Consider the following 20,110-nt stretch of genomic DNA (forward strand, 5'->3'; position numbering starts at 1 on the left):
CCTCGGCGTTCAACGGAAAGGAACGAGCGCTCATGCGCGAGATCCTCGGAAGGCGTCTCCAGCGGCTCCGTAATCGCTTGCAATCCCTGCGTCCCGCCCCGCCGCAGGGTGATGCGCCGGCTCTTCTCGAAGCGGCGCTGACCTGCGCCAACATCTGGAACTGGCCCGTGTTGCCGGGCGTCGGACGCTCCGGCGCCGACAGTTCCCGGTGCGCCTGCCCCGACCCCGACTGCGTCGTGCCCGGCGCGCACCCCTTCGATCCCGGGCTGCTCGCGGCCACCACCGACCCCCGGATGGTGTCCTGGTGGTGGGCCAACCGGGCGGGTGCCCCGATCCTGCTGGCCACCGGCGGGAGCGCGCCCTGCGCGGTGAGCCTGCCCGCCGCGGCGGCCGCGCGTGCCGTCGTACGACTGGACGCCGAGGGGATGCGGCTCGGGCCGATCGTGGCCACCCCCACGCGGTGGTCGCTGCTCGTGGCGCCGTACTCGCTGGAGCGGCTCGGCGAGATCCTCTACGCCAAGGACCACGTGCCCTCCTCGCTGCGTTTCCACGGCGAGGGCGGCTACTTGCTGCTGCCACCCTCCACCGCGATCGACGGTGGCCAGGTCCGGTGGGAGCGCGAGCCCGCGGGTGCCGGAGAGATCTGGCTGCCCGAGGTGGAGGCGGTCGTGGACGCACTGGTGGAGGCGAGCAGCGGAGCCCCGGGCGGCGGAAGCCGGCTCGCGTACTGATGGGCGCGTACCCCGCGTACTGACGCCCGTGCACTGACGGATCACTCGTACGGGTGCCAGCGAGACGAGTTTCCAAGGGAATTGGGCGCGGGGATCTCCGTGCCCCATTCCCGCATCGCTATCTTCGGCGAATGAATCTCCGCCTGATCGGTATCGGCGCCGGTGTGTTGATCATCTTGTCGCTCCCGTTGGCGGGGGCGATCGCCGGGCCGGATTTCGCCGGTCAGAGCGACGGAAAGGGAGGCGGGCTGCTCTCCACCTTCGGCCTCGGTCACCCGGCCCAGGGAGATACGGGGTCCTCGGACTCCAAGGCCTCCGAGAAATCCGGGGCCTCCGAGGACTCCGGGGGCTCCGAGAAGTCCGGGGGCTCGGCCGATCCGGGCGGCTCGGGGGCGAGTTCCGCCTCCGGCCGGTCCCGTACGCCGGCCCCCGCCGCGGCGCCGGCCCGCCCGGGCCCGGCCGAACAGCCGCGCACGGACGCCCGCTGCGGACCCGAACTGTCCTCCCCGCAGGGGGTGGAGGCGCAGACGTGCGTCCTGTCGGGCGAGGGCCGGACGTGGGGGCGCAGCTACTACCGGAACACCAGCGGCCGCGCGCTCGACGCGGTGCTCACGGTGATGGGTCCGGCGGGGCGTACGGTGCAGATCCGCTGCGCGGTCGGCGCGGGCGACGAACCGGGGTTGTGCGAAACGCCGCGGGAGGAGTCGGCCGGGGTCCCGGGGGACTACTCGGCCGTAGCGGAATTTGCAGTTCCGGATGATGAAGGAGCCCTGCTCCTGCGGTCCGGGAGCAACTCACCGGTACCGGGTGACGGTTGAGCGTCACCGGAAAATCAAGGGCCCGGTCGCTGGCGACGGGGGATGCACCAGCGACCGGGCTACAAGAACCGTAACAAGAGATCGCCTGTTCGCAAATTCGATCTCTGATATTCGGACACCGATTTGCAGGCGATTAGCGGGAGTTGTGACTCCGGTCACCGGTGAGCGGTCACCGCTGACCCTCCCGCTGACCCGCCCGCGGTCCCTCGTGGCCGGCCCGCGAACGGGCCGGCCAACCCGGTCAGCTGAGCGTGACCTGGCGGTTGGTGAGGCCACCGCGGGCGCGGCGCTCCTCCGTGGTCAGCGGCGCGTCCGTCGCGAGGGCCGCGGCGAGCCGCTCCGCGAGCTCGGCCGCGGGCTTCTCCACGTCCTCGGCCGAGACTCCGGTCGGCAGGTCCCAGACGGGGACCATCAGGCCGTGGGCGCGGAAGGAGCCGACCAGCTTGGTGCCCTCGCCGAGCGAGGACGTGCCCGCGGCGGACAGCCGCGCGAGCGCGTCGAGCAGCTTCTCCTCGGGGTGCGGCATGACCCAGCGCAGGTGGTTCTTGTCCGGGGTCTCGCACCAGTAGGCGGCATCCACGCCGGTCAGCTTGACGGTCGGGATGGCGGCGGCGTTGGCGCGCTCCAGCGAGGCGGCGATCTCCGGGGAGGCGTTCTGGGCGCTCTCCGCTTCCGGAATCCAGAATTCGAACCCGCTGTGGACAACCGGCTCGAAACCGCCGTCCACGGACAGGAGATCCTGAAGTCGCGGACCCTCGGCCGGAACCCGGCGGGCCGCGACGACGGTGCCGGGCTCGGCGACGAGCGCGCGCTCCAGGGTGTCGGCCATGTCCCGGGCGAGGTCGCCGCTGGTCGAGTCGTTCTGCAGGCCGAGCAGGACGGAGCCGTCCTCGCGGCGCAGAGCCGGCGAGGCCAGCGGGAGTACGGTCACCAGCGTGACGGAGGGGACGCCCTCGGGCAGTCCGCCCTTGAGGGTGAGCGGCACGGTGGCAGCGGGGACGAGCTCGCGCAGCGCCACCCAGTCGCACTCGCCGGGCAGGCCCTCGAACGGCCGCGCCACGTGCTCGGTGACGGCGTGGGCGGCGGCCGCGCCGTGGCAGGCCTTGTAACGGCGCCCGGATCCGCAGGGGCAGGGCTCGCGGGCGCCCACCACCGGGATCTCCCCGTTGTTGAGCTGCGGCTTTGCGGACTTCGCGGCGGGGCGCTTCTTGGCCATCGTGGGTGTCTCCCGGTTGCGGCGGTACGGCGTCGGTCTGGGCGCGAGCCTAGCCGTTCGTGCCGCCACAACCGGTGGGGTGCGGCCGGAAGCACGGTCGGCGTGCGCTCCCGGACGGCCGCCATCCGTCCACCCGCGGTCGAGGACCGGTCGGATCAGGTATCCAGATCGTCGAAGGCCGTACTGAAATCGATCGCAGGGGGCGCAACGCGCGTAGCGAAATCCTCGTGCCGGGTCCCACAGGCAACGATCGCCCAGACGGTGACCTCACCCGCCGCTCCGTCCCGGACACCCCAGTCCTGGGCCAGGGCGCTGATGATGTTCAGCCCCCGCCCGCCCCGCGCGGTGACCGAGGGCTTGGCCGGGATGGGACGGGTGGGCCCGCCGCCGTCCGTGACCTCGACCGTCAGCCGCCCCGCCTTGTCGACGCGCCATGACGCGTGTATCCCGCCGTCCCCGATCTCCCGCGCGCCCAGCGGTCTGCCGTGCCGGCAGGCGTTGCTGAGCAGTTCGGAAAGGATCAGTACGGCGTCATCCACGATCGATTCGGACAATCCGCTGATGCGCAACTGCTCGCGCATCCGGTGCCTCGCCTCGCCCACGCCCGCAGGACCATGGGACACGTCCATGCACGACGACGTGGGCACTTCTTGTGCCACCATCAACGCCACCCCCGGAACCTCCTTAGCCCCACGCATGGTCTGGATGCCCCAATGGCCTGGACCGGAAACCGCCGGACCGGCGCCCTCTGACGCATTCGCGGCGACCGAACGCGCAGTGGATGCGCCGGTGCACACCCTGTAACGGATGTGTCGCCTGTGACGGGTGCGCAAAGTGGGATGTCAGCGGCCCAGCTGTGACAAAACCTGTCGCGGCCTGTTCGTGATGATCGCTTCCACGCCTAGATCAGCGCAGAGCTGAACATCTTCAGGATCGTTCACGGTCCACACGTGAACGGAATGCCCGGCGGCCTGAAGTTTGCGGATGAAGCCCGGGTGGTTGCGGACGATCCGCATCCCCGGTCCCGCGATCCGCACGCCGGCCGGCAGCCGGCCGTCCCGCATCCGTGGCGAGATGAACTGCATCAGGTAGACGGTCGGGACCGTCGGCACGGCCGCCCGCATCCGGTGCAGGGAGCGCGCGGAGAAGCTCATCACCCGGACCGGGTGCGGCCCCTCGGCGGGCGGGGCGTCCAGTGCGAAGCGCTTGAGGAGGAAGAGCAGCCGCTCCTCCACCTGTCCGGCCCAGCGGGTGGGGTGCTTCGTCTCGATCGCCAGCTGTACCGGCCGCCCGGCGTCCGCGACCAGCTCCAGCAGCCGCTCCAGGGTGAGTACGGAGGTCCGCTCGGGGTCCGCGTCCCAGTCGGGAGACTCCTCCCGGTCCTTCCACGAGCCGAAGTCCAGGGCGGCGAGATCGGCCAGCTCCAGGGCGGAGACGGCGCCGCGGCCGTTCGAGGTGCGGTTCACCCGCCGGTCGTGGACCAGGACCAGATGGCCGTCCGCCGTGAGCCGGACGTCGCATTCGAGGGCGTCGGCCCCGTCCTCGATGGCCTTGCGGTAGGCGGCCAGCGTGTGTTCGGGGGCATCCTCCGAGGCGCCGCGGTGGGCGACGACCTGGATGGAGCGCGGCGTTGCGTGGGTCACCGGCTCATGGTGCCACCGGGAGGGGCCCGGATGTCGGGGAGAGCCCTCCAGACGCTTGTGGGTGCTTCTGGGGATGCGCCCGAAATGTCGGAGATAAAGGATGGGGGAGACTCACAGGTCCGGCTTACAGTGCTCTGACGGGTCATGGGAAAGGCTTTGCCCAGGAACTTGTACGGCACGTCGAACGTTCAGTCGGACCGATATCGCCCGTATTTCTGAAGCCGTGTGTGACGAGGAGACAGCGCTGTGAGCACCGAGAACGAGGGCACCGCGGCCCCGACGCCCCCCGCGGCTCCGCCCGTACCCCCGGTGGCCGCGCCCGTCGACGCCGCGCCCGCTGCCCCCGTCGCGCCGCCCGCGCCCGCGCCCGTGGAGCCGGTGACGCAGCAGTTGCCGCCGACGCCCGCGCCCGGCGCCGAGCCGACCCAGCAGCTCCCCCACACCCCGGCGGCGCAGCCCGCCGCTGCCGTCCAGCCTCCGGCCCCGGCTCCGGCTCCCGCATATGCCGAGAACCCGGTCCCGCCGGTCACCCCGGCGTACGCCGAGGCTCCCGCTGCTGCCTACGCCCAGGCCCCCGCGCCGCAGGCGATGGGCGCCGAGGGCTGGCCTCCCCCGCCGCCCGCGGCCCCGGCGTACGGGGCCGGCGACGGCCAGGGCGGTGGCGGCTGGGGCGTGCCCCTGGCCACCGACGGCGCACCGCAGCCCAAGCGGAAGGGCAAGGGCGGCATGATCGCGGGCGTCCTCGCGGCGGCGCTCCTCGCGGGCGGCGTAGGCGGCGGCGTCGGCTACTGGGCGGCCGACCGGAGCGCCAACGGCTCCGGCTCCACCACGGTCAGCGCGGGCAACACGCCCAAGGAGCTCAAGCGCGATCCGGGCTCCGTCGCGGGCCTGGCCGCAGGCGCGCTGCCCAGCGTCGTCACCATCGAGGCCTCGGCCGGCGACGGCGAGGGCGGCACCGGCACCGGGTTCGTCTACGACCAGCAGGGCCACATCCTCACGAACAACCACGTGGTGGCCTCCGCGGCCAACGGCGGCAAGCTCAGCGCGACCTTCTCCGACGGCAAGAAGTACGAGGCCGAGGTCGTCGGCCGGGCCCAGGGGTACGACGTCGCCGTCATCAAGCTGAAGAACCCGCCGTCCGGGCTCAAGCCGCTGCCCCTCGGCGACTCCGACAAGGTCGCCGTCGGCGACTCGACCATCGCGATCGGCGCTCCGTTCGGCCTGTCCAACACGGTCACCACCGGCATCGTCAGCGCCAAGAACCGCCCGGTCGCCTCGGGCGACGGCTCCAGCGGCAAGAACTCGTACATGAGCGCCCTCCAGACGGACGCCTCGATCAACCCGGGCAACTCCGGCGGTCCGCTGCTCGACGGCCGCGGCGCGGTCATCGGCATCAACTCCGCGATCCAGTCGGCCGGCAACGGCGGCTTCGGCGGCGGCCAGGCCGGCTCCATCGGCCTCGGTTTCGCGATCCCGGTCAACCAGGCGAAGAACGTCGCCGAATCGCTGATCAAGACGGGCAAGCCGGTCTACCCGGTGATCTCGGTCTCCGTGGACCTCGCGGCCAAGACCGACGGCGCGAAGATCTCCGAGTCGGGTGCCTCGGCCAGCGAGCTGGTCGACCCGAACGGCCCGGCGGGCAAGGCGGGGCTGAAGCCCGGCGACATCATCACCGAGCTCGGCGGCAAGCCGATCGACAGCGGCCCGACCCTGATCAGCGAGATCTGGACGTACAAGCCGGGTGACACGGTGAAGCTGACCTACCTGCGCGGTGGCAAGCCGACCACGGTGGACATCACGCTCGGCTCCCGGGTCGGCGACAAGTAGCCGCCGGCCGCCGCGCACCACGCAGTCCGGCGGCGGCAGGACCAACTGGCTTGATGGTGAGGGGCCGTAGGCGCGATTGTGCCTGCGGCCCCTCCCAACGTCCGCTTATGCTTCAACCGTGTTCGATTCGCGGCACATACGGACGTTCCACGAGGTGGTCGCCTCGGGGTCCTACTCGGCCGCCGCCCGGGTCCTCGGGTACACGCAGCCCGCGATCACCCAGCAGATGAAGGCGCTCGAACGCGCCGTCGGCACACCGCTGTTCACCCGCGTGGGACGCCGCATGCAGCTCACCGAGGCCGGGGAGTCGATGGCCCGGCACGCCGAGGCCATCCTCGGCAGTCTCTCCGCGGCCGAGGCCCAGCTGAAGGCGTACGCCCGGCTGCGGACCGGCCGCGTCCGGCTGTGCGGCTTCCCCAGCGCCAACGTCACCCTGGTCCCGGAAGCCCTGAGCAGCCTGGCCAAGGAGCACCCGGGGATCCAGGTCGAGCTGCTGGAGGGGGAGCCCCCGGACTCCTTGCGCAGGCTGGAGCGGGGCGAGTGCGACATCACCCTGGCCTTCACCTACCCCGGCCTGCACGAGGAGGTCCCGGAGGAGGTCGCCGAGGTCAGGCTCATGGAGGACCAGCTGACGGTGCTGCTGCCGACCGGGCACCCGCTGGCCCGGCGGCGGGCCGTGCACCTCGCGGACCTCTCCGAGGAGCGGTGGATCGCGGGCTGTCCGCGCTGCCGGGCGAACCTGCTGCACGAATGCGCGGGGCTCGGCTTCGTGCCCGACATCCGGTTCGCCACCGACGACAACCTGGTGGTCCAGAGCCTGGTCGCACAGGGCCTGGGCGTGGCCATGATGCCCGCCCTGGTGCTGCCCTCGCTCTCGCTGAGCAAGGTGTGCGGGCGGGCCCTCCTGCCGGCCGCGCGCCGTCACATCGCCGCGCACGTGTACCGCGACCATCTGCGGGTCCCGGCGACGGCGGTGGTGCTGGAGGCGCTGAGGCAGGCGGCCTCGAACCGCGTCGGCTGCTGAGCCGGTCCGCCGGAGGGTCCTGCTCCACCCCAATCCATAAGCTGAGATTGGGATTTGGGCTCACAACTGTCGTTGGACGTGATGGGTGGGCTCCTCGACGCTCCCCTTATGACCACCACCACGCCGGCCCGCACGACCGCGAGGACGGCCGCCCTCGTCAGTGAGATCCGCACGGTCGTGGAGCGGGGGCTGGCCCCCGACCTGACCGCCTACCTCGTCGGTGAACGCCTCGCCCCGCACCTGGGGGCGCCCGGCCTGCTCACCGCCGAGCAGCGCGAGGGGCGCCCCGACCGCTACCGGCAGCACGTCCTGCACGCGGAGCCGGACGGCAGCTTCTCCGTGGTGGCCCTGGTGTGGCTGCCGGGCCAGGAGACCGCGATCCACGACCACGTCTCGTGGTGCGTGGCCGGGGTGCACGAGGGCGAGGAGAGCGAGCTCCGCTACCGCCTCGTCCCCGCCACGGCCACCACCGGCGCCCGGCTGGTGGCGACCGAGCACGTGGTCAACGGCCCCGGTGAGGTCTGCGGGTTCGCCCCTCCCGGCGACATCCACAAGGTCCGCAACTCCTGTCGCACGAAGGCGATATCCCTGCACGTCTACGGCGCCGACGTCGTACGCCTGGGCAGCAGTGTCCGCCGCGTCTACACGCTCCCGACCGACTGATGGCCCTGCTGAACCGCCCGGTGCGCGGGGCGGGATCGCCGGAGCCGGTCGATGTTTCACGTGAAACATCCTCATCGTGGCCCGGGTTGGGCCTCGCGGCCGCCGGGGTCCTGGTGGCCTGGTCCGTTCACCGGCTGGCGCCCTGGGCGCCGATGCTGACGGTGTCGGTGGTGCTCGGCATCGCAGCGGCTCACCTCCCCCGTCTACGGGGCTTCGTACGGGGCCCCGCGCGCCCGGGCCTCTCCCTGGCCGGGCGGCGCCTGATGCGGATAGGCATCGTCCTGTTGGGCCTGGCACTGGGACTGGACGAGGTGCTCCGGCTGGGCTGGGCCACCGTGGCGATGGTGGCCGCAGTGGTGGCCGCGACCTTCCTCGGCACCCTCTGGCTCGGCCGGCGGCTCGGACTCCCCGGGGACCAGCCGTTGCTGATAGCCACCGGGTACTCGATCTGCGGAGCCTCGGCCATCGGAGCCGTCAGCCAGGTATCCGGCAGCGACGAGGAGGACGTGGCCTCCTCGGTGGCCCTGGTCACCCTGTGCGGGACCCTCGCCATAGCGGTACTCCCGCTCCTGCAATCCCCGCTCGGACTCTCCGACCCCGACTTCGGCCGCTGGGTGGGCGCGAGCGTCCACGACGTCGGCCAGGTGGTGGCGACCGCGCAGACGGCCGGCCCCGGCGCCCTCGGTGAAGCGGTGCTGGTCAAGCTGATGCGTGTGGCGCTGCTGGCCCCGCTGGTCGCGGCGGTGGCCTTCTCGGTACGGGCCCGCAGGCGCGGAGCGCGCACCCTCTCGGGGCGCCGCCCGGCTCCGGTGCCGCTGTTCGTGGCCGGGTTCCTCGCCGCGGCCGCGCTGCGCGCCACCGGGGTACTGCCCGACGTAGCGCTGGAGTGGGCGCACACCGCCCAGGAACTGCTGCTGGCCGCCGCCCTGTTCGGCCTGGGCAGCGCGGTCCACCTGCCCACCCTGTCCCGTACGGGCGGCCGTGCGGCCCTCCTGGGCCTCGCGGCCTGGGTGGTGGTGGCCGGAGCCTCGTACGCGGGCGTCCTCCTCACCACCTGACGGGAGTTGGCCATTTCCTGGCCGGAACCGACCGAACGTTCCGACTGGTGACTGACATCTCGATCCCGGCGTGCCACTCTGCCCCCGATCCGCACCGACAACTCTTCATCCGGGCACGGCAGAAGGAGTCATGCGTGAATCGCCATCGGACAGCCATATCGGTCTTACTCGCGACGGGAGCCCTGCTCGCGGGTGCGTTGACGGCGGCCTCCCCCTCGGCCGCCGCGCAGCGCCCCGCCCCCGGCTCGTGGTCGGCCGAGCGGATGCGGGCCGCGACGCCGCTGGACATCACGGCCGCCCCGGGCATCGCCGCCCCGGGTGCGGCCGCCCGTACGGCGCTCACCACCGCGGAGCGCCCCACGACGATCGCCCCGACCGCCCCCGCCTCCCCCACGGCCTTCCCCCAGCCGGGCGGAGCCTGGACGTCCGGTGGCGCGGTGGTCAAAACCTCGGGCCGGGTCTTCTTCACCTTCAACGGGAAGAGCGCCTCCTGCTCCGGTGACTCGATCACCAGCGCCAACGGCAGCACGGTGATCACCGCCGGCCACTGCGTGAAGTACCAGGGCGCCTGGCACACCAACTGGATCTTCGTTCCGGGATACGACAACGGGAACGCGCCCTACGGGCAGTGGACGGCCACCAAGACCTTCGCGACCGACCAGTGGGTGGCGAGCGAGGACATGAACATGGACGTCGGCCTGGCGGTCGTCGCACCGCTGAACGGACGGACGCTCAGCCAGGCCGTCGGAGCCCAGGGCATCGTCTTCAACGGCGGCTACAACAAGAAGATGTACGCCTTCGGCTTCCCGGCGGCGGCCCCGTACGACGGCACCAAGCTCGTGTACTGCAGCGGCAACAGCGGCAAGGACTTCCTGCTGACCAAGGACCACAGCCTGCCGTGCAACATGACCGGAGGCTCCAGCGGCGGTCCCTGGTTCCAGGACTTCAACGAGGCGACCGGCCTGGGCACCCAGGTCTCGGTGAACAGCTTCGGCTACACCTTCCTGCCGAACCGGATGTTCGGCCCGTACTTCGGCAACGAGGCGAAGGCGGCCTACGACAAGGCCCAGACCGCCTGACCCCCGGCGAATCCCCAGCGCCACCCACCCCCACCGCCCGGTACTCTGTACCCGCCAGGTGGGTTGCCCGAGCGGCCTAAGGGAACGGTCTTGAAAACCGTCGTGGCGAGAGTCACCGTGGGTTCAAATCCCACACCCACCGCCAGGTCAGAGAAGTAGCAGGTCAGAGGGCGGGCATCCGAATCGGGTGCCCGCCCTCCCCGCGTGTGGGCCAGGGCCCGGGCCGCTGGCCCAGGTTCTTCAGTCCCTGGCCAGGGCGTCCGCGGAGGCCCGGGCGAAGCCTTCGGGGTTGTCGAGCATGATGTTGTGCCCGCAGTCCGGGATGGGGACGACCGCCACTCCGGCCGCCTCCAGGGCCTCGGTGCCGGGGAGGGGGCCGTCCTCGGCCGGGAGCAGGAAGGTGCGCGGGATCTTCAGCTGCAACAGCAGCTCGCGCATCGTCGGCGTCGTGCCCGCCGCCAGGTGGACGGCGCTGCGGTGCAGGGCGACGCGGCCCGCCAGACGCATCGTGGACCACCAGTGCGGGCTGACCCGGTCGCGCACCTCGGCCCAGCCGCCGGCCAGGAACTCCTGCTCGGTGTAGGCGGCGAGGCCGCTGCTGCCCGCGACGGCGGGGTCGGGCGGGGTCGGGTCCAGGTTGGCGTCGATCAGCACCAGCCGGGAGACGAGGTGGGGGTGCCGCTCGGCCAGCACGATGGCGACAGCGCCGCCCATGCTGTGCGCAATCAGCTCCGCGGGGCCGGTGCCGGCCTGCTCCAGCGCGGTGGCGAGAGCGTCGGCATGCGCCTCCAGCGTGTACGAGAAGTCCTCGGGCCGGTCGCTGTGCCCGTGCCCCAGGAGGTCGATCAGCAGGGATCGCCGCCCGGCGAGCAGCGGATGCGCGGCGCTCGCCGCGAAGTATGCGGGCGAGGTGGATCCCAGACCGTGCACGTAGATCCGCGCCGGTCCGTCTCCGGGCAGTTCGGCCCAGCGGATCTGGTCCCCGCTCGCCGTGACGACGGCACTTCGCATCCTGAGCTCCCCCAAGTCGATGTGGATCATGAGCGTACTGGCTCCCCGCGTACGAGCCGTGGAGTCAGCCGAACCAGACGACCAGCCGGACGCCCTCGTCCCCGTGCAGGCCCGCCAGGGTCCGCATGACGGACCAGACGGCGCCCCAGTCGCCGTCGGGCACGGTGTCCCGGCGACGGAGGCGGCCGATGCGGAAAAGGCGGTCGCCGTCGGGCCACTCCACGCCCTCGGGGAGGCCGCGGCCCGCACGGTGGAGGGCTCTGGGGTCGGTGATGCCGGAGAGCTCGGCGAAGCGGGTGAGGTCGGTGTTCCTGCCGTACAGCTCCCAGGTTCCGTCGGCGCCGCGGCGGTACTCGTGGACGCAGTCGTCCACCTCGTTCGAGAGCTCGTCCCAGTCCACGGCGGCCAGCTCCGCCCAGCTGATCCAGGACGAGCCCCTCGAATCCCGGCCCCAGGACTCGAAGGCGGTGCGGCTCTCCTGTGACGCGTCCGCGGGGAGCCCGCGGTAGTCGGCGAGCGGACGGAACGCGGTCGTCTCGCGCACGCCGAACAGCGACCCGAAGGCGGCATAGGAGCGGCCGTTGTAGAGGTCCGCGATGTCGGCGGCCTTGCCCCAGCTGCGGTCGTCCTCGTCCAGCCAGCGATCCCAGCGGCACTCGATGAAGCCGTAGATGTCTGTCCCCATGCGGGGAATTCTGCGCCGCCGGGCAGGCGCGGGCCAGGGATTTCCGGTGCGCCCGCCGGACCGGTGGCGGGGGTCCTGGCGGACACCCGCCACCGGTCCGGTCAGTAGTCCTAGAGGGTGATGGAGTTCGCGGCCTTCTGGATCGGCTCCATGACCTTGTTCATCATCCGTTCCTTGCCCGGCAGGCGGCCCAGGAGGGAGAGGACGGCCAGCTGGATCGAGATCTGGCGCTTGGTCCGCATGACCATGTGCTTGATGTTCGAGGGGCCGAGCTTCTGGTTCTCCTCCGCGAAGCCGCGCATCTCGCGTTCGTAGGCCGCGAAGCCGGTCGCGTGGTCGCCGCCGGCCGCCGCGAGCTCGCCCGCCAGGACGTAGGCGCCGACCAGACGCGGCGCGCACCGCTGTCGAACGCCACCTCCATGCCGTCCGCGGTCTCCGTGGCGGCGGTGATGGAGTCGCCGAAGAGGTACTCGACGCCGTCGGTTCCGTTGGTTCCGCCGGCTGCGTCGACGCTGAGGTCGTAGAGGATCCGGTTGAGGTCACCGCGCAGGATCTCCGCGTCGAGGACCCCGGCGCGGGAGACCACGTCGAGCGCGGCACCCCGGACGTCGATCTTGTAGCCGCCCTCGCGGAGGGAGGGGGCGCGCTCGACCACGGTCGGCCGGAAGCCGTGGTGGCGCAGCCAGTAGGCCAGGGCGGTGCCCGCGATGCCGGCACCCGATATCAGTACGTCTCGGTTCCGCATGGAAACCTGGTCCCCCGACCATGAGAAGAAGATCCGTCGCGCCGTGGGCGAGCATGGTGGGAGGGCTGAGTGGATGTCAACATCCGCCCGGAGATGGGGAGATGGCGATCGTTGGGCGAAGTTCCGGCCGGGTGTCACGTACGGATCCAGAGGGGTCGAATTATGCGATTAGCCCCTTTGAGTGGTGTTTGTCGGAAGAACGGCGCGGGGCGTGGAGGCGCTCCGGTTGCGCCCGCATCATGACGAATGTATTCAGATCCGCCCGTCGGAACATTCGCGAAAAGAGGGACCCGTCATGGCTCACCGCAGCACCATCACGTCGATCTGGACCACCGTCCTCGCGGCCCTCGTGGCCCTCCTCACCTCCCTCGGCTTCGGCGGCAAGGTCGCCCAGGCCGCCGCCACCCCGCTCTCCTCCTCCCCCGCCGCCGCCCCCGCGGCCGCCGCGGTGAACCGACCGGCCTTCATGGCCCGGCGGACCTGGAGGGCGATGATGCGCGGTGGTTCGCTCCCGCCCACCATCAAGCAGCGCATCCGCGCCGAGGCACACGGCAAGACCCCGTCCGTCCGCCGCTCCACCACTGCCCTGGCCGCCGTCTCCGGAGCCGGGTTCGAGTCCGGAGTGGACGACAGCGTCCGTAGCGCCACGATCGCCGCAGCGGTCCGCGTCGGAGCTGCTCGCAGGGAGATGGCGCTCGCCGCGTAGTGCGCGGCACGGAGCACTCGTACCGCGCAGACGCGGGACCCGTTCACCGCAGGGCCGTTAATCGCAGGACGCAGGACGCAGGACGCAGGACGCAGGACGCAGGACGCAGGACGCAGGACGCAGGACGCAGCGCGCGCAGGTGCAAGGTGTGGGCCCAGTGCGCGGCGCCCAGTACGCAGGCCACAGCAGCACCCAGCACCCAGCACCCAGCACCCAGCACCCAGCACTCGTACCGGCACCCCATGCCATCAGTAGGCCGCAGCATGCAGGAGCAACGCAGGAGCTAGTCAGCAGAACGCGAGAGCAACACAACGCAAAGCAGCGCAGGCGCTGGAGCCCGGTCGGTCGGTGTAAGTAGGCCGCGACCGCGGATCGCGCCGTGAAGGTGCCCCGGAGCGGGGCACAGTGGGAAGGCCCCGGCGAGCGCCGGGGGCGCGCAGGGGGCGTGAAGCTTGGCAGCGCAGGGCCGCATGCCCGGGAGACGGTGGGGTTCCCGGACGGCGCGGCCCTTTTCGGCATGTCCGGGGCCGGCCGGTTTGGCGGAACGGTTCAGCCCTTGCACGGCAGGGGTTTCGGCGGGGCTCAAGGCGCTGACCTGGGCCGTCAGGGGCGCGAATGGGGTTTATCCGGTGTTGGTCATACTTGCGGGGGAATCGAGGACTCCGGGGTGGTTCGCCGGGGATTCGGTGGGCAACTCTGGTCTCGCGACGTCGTCACCACACGGAACGACCGAGGCGGTCGGCCAACTGCCTTGGAGTACACCCCACTTCGGTTTCCTGGAGGATAAAGACATGGCAAGCATCCGTACCGCCCGCGTCATCGCCGCCGTCGCCGCTCTCCCCCTCGCCGTCGCCCTCTTCGGCGGGGTGGCATCGGCAGACAACGGCTCCTTCGCGAACGACGGATCGAATGCGAGCGTCGCCAGCATCATCGGCAGCGGCGTGGGTGGCAACAACCACGGCAACTCCTCCACCTCGCAGCAGGTGGCCACCGGGTCCGGCGCGTCCAACCAGAACAACACCGCGCAGGTCAACGGCTCGGCCTTCACTGCGATCGAACAGCACAACTCCACCGTGGCGGTGAATTTCTACCCCTGGTGGTAGCCGCGGCCTGAGCCGCACCGACTGTTGAGGGCGCCTGCGCGACCGGACCGGCTGGGGTCCGGTAGTGCGGGCGCCCTCGGGCGTTTTCCGTGCCCCGTCACAGTGCCCCGGCCTTGACATCCACCTGGAATCTGACGGACAGTCAGCTCCACTTGATGATGTGATGCCGGGAGGCCAGCGCCGTGCACCTCGCCCCGACCGAAGGCCAGTTGCGGCTCCGCGCCGAGCTGCGGGAGTACTTCGGAAACCTGCTGCCGGACGGGGTGCCCGAGGACCCCGCCGAGCAGCGCGCACTACTGCGCCGGATAGGCGCCGACGGACTCCTCGGCCTCGGCTGGCCCGTCGAGTACGGAGGCCAGGGCCGCGGACCGGACGAGCAGTTCGTGTTCTTCGACGAGGCCTACCGGGCCGGTGCCCCCGTCTCGATGGTCACCCTCAACACCGTCGGCCCGACCCTGATGAAGTACGGGACGCAGGAGCAGAAGGACTACTTCCTGCCCCGGATCCTCAAGGGCGAACTCGTCTTCGCCATCGGCTACTCCGAGCCCGAGGCCGGCACCGACCTCGCCTCCCTGCGCACCCGGGCCGTCCGGGACGACGGGGGCTGGCTGATCGACGGCCAGAAGATATTCACCTCCAACGCCCAGAACGCCGACTGGATCTGGCTCGCCTGCCGCACCGACCCGGAGGCTCCCAAGCACAAGGGAATCTCCATCATCCTGGTGCCCACCGACGACGCCGGCTTCTCCTGGACCCCGATCGACACCGTCGGCGGGCTGACCACGACCGCCACGTACTACGACTCCATCCGCGTGCCCGCCGGGAACCTCGTCGGCCCCGAGCACGGCGGCTGGGGCCTGATCACCAACCAGCTCAACCACGAGCGCGTCGCCCTCGCCGCCATCGGCATGCAGGCCGAGGACTTCTACCAGGGCGCGCTCGACCACGCCCGCACCCCCGACCCGGTCACCGGAGACCGCCCCGCCGACCGCCCCTGGATCCAGTCGCGGCTCGCCGAGGCCCACGCGCGCCTCGCCGCCGTACGCCTCCTCAACTGGCGCCTGGTCCAGGACGTCGGCGCCGGGACCCTGGCTCCGGGCGACGCGAGCGGGGTGAAGTTCCTGGGCACCGAGTCCACCGTCGAGGTGTACCGGATCTGCCAGGAGGTGGTGGGGGAGGAGGCGCTCATCCGGGGATCGGGCCCCGCGGTCTTCGCGGGCGGGGAGCTGGAGCGGATGAACAGGGCCGCCCAGATCAACACCTTCGGGGGCGGCGTCAGCGAGGTCCAACGGGAGATCGTCGCCATGATGCGGCTCGGTATGAAGGGAAGGAAGCGATGACCGCCACGCCCGCCACCGGAGCAGCAGGAGCGGAGACGAAAGCGGAGACGACATCGGAGGCGGACGCGGCGGCGCAAGCGGCTGCGGAAGCGGAGGCGGAAGCAGCACGCTTCCACACCCTGCTCACGTCCTTCGAAGGGCAGCCCGCCGCCACCGCCGGCCAGGGCAAGGACGCGGTCAACCAGCCGATGATCCGCCACTGGTGCGAGGCGATGGGCGATGCCAACCCCGCCTACACAGGGCCGGACGCCATCGCCCCGCCCACCATGCTCCAGGCATGGACGATGGGCGGGCTCTCCGGACACTCCGACCGCTCCTCGGCCTACGACGAGCTCCTCACGCTGCTCGACGGCGCCGGCTGCACCTCCGTCGTCGCCACCGACTGCGAGCAGGAGTACCTGAGGCCGCTGCGTCCCGGCGACGCGATCACCTTCGACGCCGTCATCGAGTCCGTGTCCCCGCGCAAGACGACCAAGCTGGGCACCGGCCACTTCGTGACCACCCGCATGGACGTCCGCGCGAACGGCGAACTCGCCGGGACCCACCGCTTCCGGATCCTCAAGTACGTTCCGGCGGCGAAGAAGGCCACCGGGGCGGAGCAGCCCGCCGAGTCGAAGAACCCCGCGACGGCCAAGCCCGCCACGGCCCAGCCCCTCACCGCCAAGCCGGCCCCCGCCAAGCCCGCCCAGCGCCCCCGCCCCGTGATCAACCGCGACAACCAGGGCTTCTGGGACGGCGTCCGCGAGCACAAGCTCCTGATCCAGCGCTGCACCGCCTGCGCGACCCTCCGCTTCCCCTGGCTCCCCGGCTGCAACACCTGCGGGAGCCCGGACTGGGACACGGTCGAGGCGTCCGGCGCCGGCACGGTGTTCTCGTACGTCGTCATGCACCACCCGCCCTTCCCCGCCTTCGACCCGCCCTACGCGGTGGCTCTCGTCGAACTCGCCGAAGGGGTCCGCATGGTCAGCAACATCACCGGAGTCCCGTACGACAAGGTCCGCATCGGGCTGCCCGTGCGCCTGGAGTTCCTGCGCGTGGACGAGGAACTGGAACTGCCCGTCTTCCGGGGGAGCGAAGCCTGATGGACTTCCACCCCACCGAGGAACAGGCCGCCGCGGCCGGACTCGCCGCCCAGATCTTCGGCGACCTCGCCACCCACGACCGCCTCGGCGCCGCCGGCACCGGCAGTGACGCCGAACTGTGGAAGGCCCTCACCAGCGCCGGGCTGACCGCCGCCGTCGAGGACGTCGGCCTGCTCGGCCTGGTGCTCCTGCTGGAGGAACAGGGCCGCACGACCGCGCAGGTCCCGTACGCCGCCACGTGCGTGTACGGGATCCTCGCCCTGACCCGGCACGGCACCGACGAGCAGCGTGCCCGGCTGCTCCCCGCGCTCGGCTCCGGCGACGCGGTCGCCACGGGGGCCTTCCCGGACCGGGGGCGGATCACCGCTTCGCCGGAGGGCCTCCTCACCGGCTGCGCTCCCGCTGTGCCCTGGCTCCGGGAGGCCACGCACGTCCTGGTCCCGGACCGGGCCGGAGCCCTGTGGCTCGTACGGACGGACGTGCCCGGGGTGCGTACGGAGCCGGTGGAGACCACCGCTCCCTGGTCGGCCGGGAGCCTGACGCTGACCGCCGCCGAGGCGGAACGGGTCGGCGGGGATGGCGCCTACGCGGACGTACTGGCCGTCGCCCGGACCGCCTTCGCCGGTCTCCAGGCGGGAGTCTGCGCGGGCTCGCTGGCGCGCGCCGTGGAGTACACCTCCACCCGCGAGCAGTTCGGCCGGCCGCTCTCCACCAACCAGGGCGTCATGCTGCGCGCGGCCGACGCCTACATGGACACCGAGGCGATACGGGTCACCGCGTACGAGGCGGCCTGGCGCGTGGACGAGGGCCTCCCGGCGGGCGAGCACGCGCTGACGGCGGCCTGGTGGGCCTCGGAAGCGGGCAAACGGGTCGTCCACGCGGGCCAGCACCTGCACGGCGGCATGGGCGCCGACCTCGACCACCCCGTCCACCGGCACTTCCTGTGGGGACGCCAGCTCGACGCGTACCTGGGCTGCGGCAGCGAACTGCTGGCCGAGCTCGGCGCGGTCCTGTCCGAAGACACGCCCGAGGGGGACGAGGCATGAACATCGGCGACACACTGCCGCCGCTGGAGATACCGGTCAGCCGCACCCTGATCGTCGCGGGCGCGATCGCCTCCCGCGACTACCAGGACGTGCACCACGACGCGGTGCTCGCGCGGGAGAAGGGCTCCCCGGACATCTTCATGAACATCCTGACGACCAACGGTCTGGTCGGCCGGTACATCACCGACCACCTCGGCCCGCGCGCGGTCCTGCGCAAGGTCGCGATCCGCCTCGGTGCCCCGAACCACCCGGGCGACACCATGACGCTGACCGGCACCGTCACCGCCCTCGACGGGGACACCGCCGAGATCCGCGTGATCGGCGCCAACAGCATCGGTCACCACGTCACGGGCACGGTCACCGTCACGCTGGACACGACGGCGAACGGCCCGGATGCCCCCGGCACTCCGGCCACCCCCGGCACCCCGGAGGGCACGGCATGAGCGTCCGCACCCGTGACCAGCTCGGCGGCCGCGCCGCCATCGCAGGCATCGGCGCCACCGAGTTCTCCAAGGACTCCGGCCGCAGTGAGCTCAAGCTGGCCGTCGAGGCCGTGCACGCGGCCCTCGACGACGCCGGGCTCACCCCTGCCGACGTGGACGGCATGGTCACCTTCACGATGGACACGAGTCCCGAGATCACCGTCGCCCAGGCGGCCGGCATCGGGGACCTCTCCTTCTTCTCCCGCATCCACTACGGCGGCGGCGCCGCCTGCGCCACCGTCCAGCAGGCCGCCCTCGCCGTCGCCACCGGGGTCGCGGAGGTCGTGGTCTGCTACCGCGCCTTCAACGAGCGCTCCGGCCGCCGCTTCGGCTCCGGCGTCCAGCAGCGCGAACCCTCGGCGGAGGGCGCGGCGCTCGGCTGGTCCCTGCCCTGGGGGCTGCTCACCCCTGCCTCCTGGGTGGCCATGACGGCCCAGCGCTACCTGCACGCCTACAACCTGACCCCGGAGGCATTCGGCCACGTCGCGGTCACCGACCGCCGGCACGCCGCGAACAATCCGGCCGCGTACTTCTACGGCAAGCCCATCACCCTCGCCGACCACGCCGCCTCGCGCTGGATCGTCGAGCCGCTGCGGCTGCTCGACTGCTGCCAGGAGACGGACGGCGGCCAGGCCATCGTCGTCACCACCGCCGAACGAGCCCGTGACCTGCGGCAGAAGCCCGCCGTGATCACGGCGGCGGCACAGGGCGCGGGCCGCCGCCAAGAGGCCATGTCCTCCTTCTACCGGGACGGCCTCACCGGGCTGCCGGAGATGGACGTGGTCGCCCGCCAGCTGTGGCGGACCAGTGGACTGCGTCCCTCGGACATCGACGTCGGCATCCTCTACGACCACTTCACGCCGTTCGTGCTGATGCAGCTGGAGGAGTTCGGCTTCTGCGCTCCGGGGGAGGCGGCCGATTTCGTGGCCGCGGACGCGCTGCCGCTCAACACCCACGGTGGCCAGCTCGGGGAGGCGTACCTGCACGGCATGAACGGCATCGCCGAGGCGGTCCGCCAGCTGCGCGGAACCTCCGTCAACCAGGTCTCGGGCGCCGCCCACGCTCTGGTCACCGCCGGTACCGGGGTCCCGACCTCCGGGCTGATCCTGGGCGCGGACGTCTGATCCGTCCCTTGTAGAAGCCCCGCGGAAGCCACGCCTCCTCCACCTTCAGGAGGTGGGGCGGGCCCCACCCCTACAACCTGAGGGGGATCCCGCTTCGGCACTTGCGGCCGATCCGGTGGGGCCGCGCCGCTCCTAGCGTGGAGGCATGACCACGCCTGTGTGCACGCTCGCCTCGAATCCGACGCCGTACCCGTCGTTCTCGGCGTACGTCCGGACCCGCGGCACGGTCCTGATGCGCACCGCGCGCTCGCTCACCGCCAACCCCTGCGACGCCGAGGACCTGCTCCAGACGGCGCTTGCCAAGACGTACGTCGCGTGGGACCGCATCGAGGACCACCGCGCCCTGGACGGCTACGTCCGCCGGGCCCTGGTGAACACCCGCACGAGCCAGTGGCGCAAGCGCAAGGTCGACGAGTTCGTCTGCGACGAGCTACCCGAGGCCGACGAGCCGCCGGCCGCCGACCCCGCCGAGGCACAGGCGCTGCGCGACGCCATGTGGCGCGCGGTGACCCGGCTGCCCGACCGGCAGCGGGCGATGGTCGTCCTGCGCTACTACGAGGACATGAGCGAGGCCCAGACCGCCGAGCTGCTCGGAGTCTCCGTGGGCACCGTCAAGAGCGCCGTTTCCCGGGCGCTGGTCAAGCTCCGCGAAGACCCGGAACTGACGCCCGTCCGCTGAGTCAAGGCGAGCCCGGCGCCACCCGCCCGATGTTTCACGTGAAACATC

The 20,110-nt window shown here is 71.7% G+C and carries 20 protein-coding genes, 1 tRNA gene and 1 pseudogene; 16 read left to right on the forward strand and 6 right to left on the reverse strand.

Features of this window, described 5'->3' with window-relative positions; genetic code table 11:
• The first annotated feature begins 32 nt into the window (after positions 1-32).
• Together OG276_RS18785 and OG276_RS18790 are read left to right on the forward strand one after the other, a co-directional pair.
• Positions 33-731, forward strand: a complete 699-nt coding sequence (locus OG276_RS18785; protein ID WP_266906993.1) for a bifunctional DNA primase/polymerase — start codon at positions 33-35, stop codon at positions 729-731.
• A 131-nt stretch (positions 732-862) separates the two neighbouring features.
• Positions 863-1,549 (forward strand): hypothetical protein, encoded by a 687-nt coding sequence (locus OG276_RS18790; RefSeq protein WP_266906995.1) that lies wholly within the window; start codon positions 863-865, stop codon positions 1,547-1,549.
• Between the two features lie 241 nt (positions 1,550-1,790).
• Here OG276_RS18790 and OG276_RS18795 read toward each other — a convergent pair whose 3' ends face one another.
• From OG276_RS18795 to OG276_RS18805, 3 genes and pseudogenes are all read right to left on the reverse strand, one after another.
• On the reverse strand, positions 1,791-2,765 hold the full coding sequence (locus tag OG276_RS18795) for a DUF5926 family protein (protein ID WP_266906997.1): 975 nt from the start codon (positions 2,763-2,765) through the stop codon (positions 1,791-1,793).
• Positions 2,766-2,920: 155 nt separating this feature from the next.
• Positions 2,921-3,522: pseudogene (locus OG276_RS18800) on the reverse strand (ATP-binding protein).
• 85 nt (positions 3,523-3,607) lie between these two features.
• Positions 3,608-4,408, reverse strand: a complete 801-nt coding sequence (locus OG276_RS18805; protein ID WP_266906999.1) for a glycerophosphodiester phosphodiesterase — start codon at positions 4,406-4,408, stop codon at positions 3,608-3,610.
• A gap of 246 nt (positions 4,409-4,654) precedes the next feature.
• Between OG276_RS18805 and OG276_RS18810 the strand changes: the two genes are divergently transcribed.
• From OG276_RS18810 to OG276_RS18835, 6 genes are all read left to right on the forward strand, one after another.
• Positions 4,655-6,235 (forward strand): S1C family serine protease, encoded by a 1,581-nt coding sequence (locus tag OG276_RS18810; protein WP_266907000.1) that lies wholly within the window; start codon positions 4,655-4,657, stop codon positions 6,233-6,235.
• 118 nt (positions 6,236-6,353) lie between these two features.
• Positions 6,354-7,259: a LysR family transcriptional regulator gene (locus OG276_RS18815; protein WP_266907002.1), complete on the forward strand. Its 906-nt coding sequence runs from the start codon at positions 6,354-6,356 to the stop codon at positions 7,257-7,259.
• 108 nt (positions 7,260-7,367) lie between these two features.
• Positions 7,368-7,922, forward strand: a complete 555-nt coding sequence (locus OG276_RS18820) for a cysteine dioxygenase family protein (RefSeq protein ID WP_266907004.1) — start codon at positions 7,368-7,370, stop codon at positions 7,920-7,922.
• The gene (locus tag OG276_RS18825; protein WP_266907006.1) at positions 7,922-8,980 is read left to right on the forward strand and encodes a YeiH family protein; all 1,059 of its coding nucleotides are present in this window, start codon (positions 7,922-7,924) and stop codon (positions 8,978-8,980) included. Before OG276_RS18820 ends, OG276_RS18825 begins: the two co-directional genes overlap by 1 nt.
• Positions 8,981-9,114: 134 nt before the next feature.
• Positions 9,115-10,059 (forward strand): serine protease, encoded by a 945-nt coding sequence (locus tag OG276_RS18830; RefSeq protein WP_266907008.1) that lies wholly within the window; start codon positions 9,115-9,117, stop codon positions 10,057-10,059.
• Positions 10,060-10,116: 57 nt separating this feature from the next.
• Positions 10,117-10,204 (forward strand) — tRNA-Ser (locus OG276_RS18835).
• 95 nt (positions 10,205-10,299) lie between these two features.
• On the opposite strand, the gene OG276_RS18840 is transcribed toward OG276_RS18835, so the two are convergent.
• The 3 genes from OG276_RS18840 to OG276_RS18850 all read right to left on the reverse strand — a co-directional run bounded on the left by OG276_RS18840 (position 10,300) and on the right by OG276_RS18850 (position 12,057).
• Positions 10,300-11,070: an alpha/beta fold hydrolase gene (locus tag OG276_RS18840; RefSeq protein ID WP_266907010.1), complete on the reverse strand. Its 771-nt coding sequence runs from the start codon at positions 11,068-11,070 to the stop codon at positions 10,300-10,302.
• Between the two features lie 64 nt (positions 11,071-11,134).
• Entirely contained in the window at positions 11,135-11,755 is a 621-nt protein-coding gene (locus tag OG276_RS18845) for a hypothetical protein (RefSeq protein WP_266907012.1), read from the reverse strand.
• Positions 11,756-11,865: 110 nt separating this feature from the next.
• On the reverse strand, positions 11,866-12,057 hold the full coding sequence (locus OG276_RS18850; protein ID WP_266913451.1) for a hypothetical protein: 192 nt from the start codon (positions 12,055-12,057) through the stop codon (positions 11,866-11,868).
• Positions 12,058-12,795: 738 nt separating this feature from the next.
• On the opposite strand from OG276_RS18850, the gene OG276_RS18860 reads away from it, so the two are divergent.
• The 8 genes from OG276_RS18860 to OG276_RS18895 all read left to right on the forward strand — a co-directional run bounded on the left by OG276_RS18860 (position 12,796) and on the right by OG276_RS18895 (position 20,062).
• Positions 12,796-13,206 carry a DUF6344 domain-containing protein gene (locus tag OG276_RS18860; RefSeq protein WP_266907014.1) on the forward strand — a complete coding sequence of 137 codons (411 nt, stop codon included), beginning with the start codon at positions 12,796-12,798 and terminating at the stop codon, positions 13,204-13,206.
• Positions 13,207-13,997: 791 nt separating this feature from the next.
• Positions 13,998-14,309, forward strand: a complete 312-nt coding sequence (locus OG276_RS18865; RefSeq protein ID WP_250738547.1) for a hypothetical protein — start codon at positions 13,998-14,000, stop codon at positions 14,307-14,309.
• A 182-nt stretch (positions 14,310-14,491) separates the two neighbouring features.
• The gene (locus tag OG276_RS18870; protein ID WP_266907016.1) at positions 14,492-15,649 is read left to right on the forward strand and encodes an acyl-CoA dehydrogenase family protein; all 1,158 of its coding nucleotides are present in this window, start codon (positions 14,492-14,494) and stop codon (positions 15,647-15,649) included.
• Entirely contained in the window at positions 15,646-16,731 is a 1,086-nt protein-coding gene (locus tag OG276_RS18875) for a bifunctional MaoC family dehydratase N-terminal/OB-fold nucleic acid binding domain-containing protein (protein ID WP_266907018.1), read from the forward strand. The genes OG276_RS18870 and OG276_RS18875 overlap by 4 nt, the downstream gene beginning before the upstream one ends.
• Complete coding sequence (locus OG276_RS18880; protein WP_266907020.1) at positions 16,731-17,777, forward strand: acyl-CoA dehydrogenase family protein; 1,047 nt, start codon at positions 16,731-16,733, stop codon at positions 17,775-17,777. Before OG276_RS18875 ends, OG276_RS18880 begins: the two co-directional genes overlap by 1 nt.
• Entirely contained in the window at positions 17,774-18,220 is a 447-nt protein-coding gene (locus OG276_RS18885) for a MaoC family dehydratase (protein ID WP_266907022.1), read from the forward strand. The genes OG276_RS18880 and OG276_RS18885 overlap by 4 nt, the downstream gene beginning before the upstream one ends.
• Positions 18,217-19,383 (forward strand): lipid-transfer protein, encoded by a 1,167-nt coding sequence (locus OG276_RS18890; RefSeq protein ID WP_266907024.1) that lies wholly within the window; start codon positions 18,217-18,219, stop codon positions 19,381-19,383. The genes OG276_RS18885 and OG276_RS18890 overlap by 4 nt, the downstream gene beginning before the upstream one ends.
• Before the next feature lie 145 nt (positions 19,384-19,528).
• On the forward strand, positions 19,529-20,062 hold the full coding sequence (locus OG276_RS18895) for a SigE family RNA polymerase sigma factor (protein WP_266907026.1): 534 nt from the start codon (positions 19,529-19,531) through the stop codon (positions 20,060-20,062).
• The last annotated feature ends 48 nt before the right edge of the window (positions 20,063-20,110 follow it).

Source organism: Streptomyces sp. NBC_00086 (assembly GCF_026343255.1).
GTDB lineage: Bacteria > Actinomycetota > Actinomycetes > Streptomycetales > Streptomycetaceae > Streptomyces.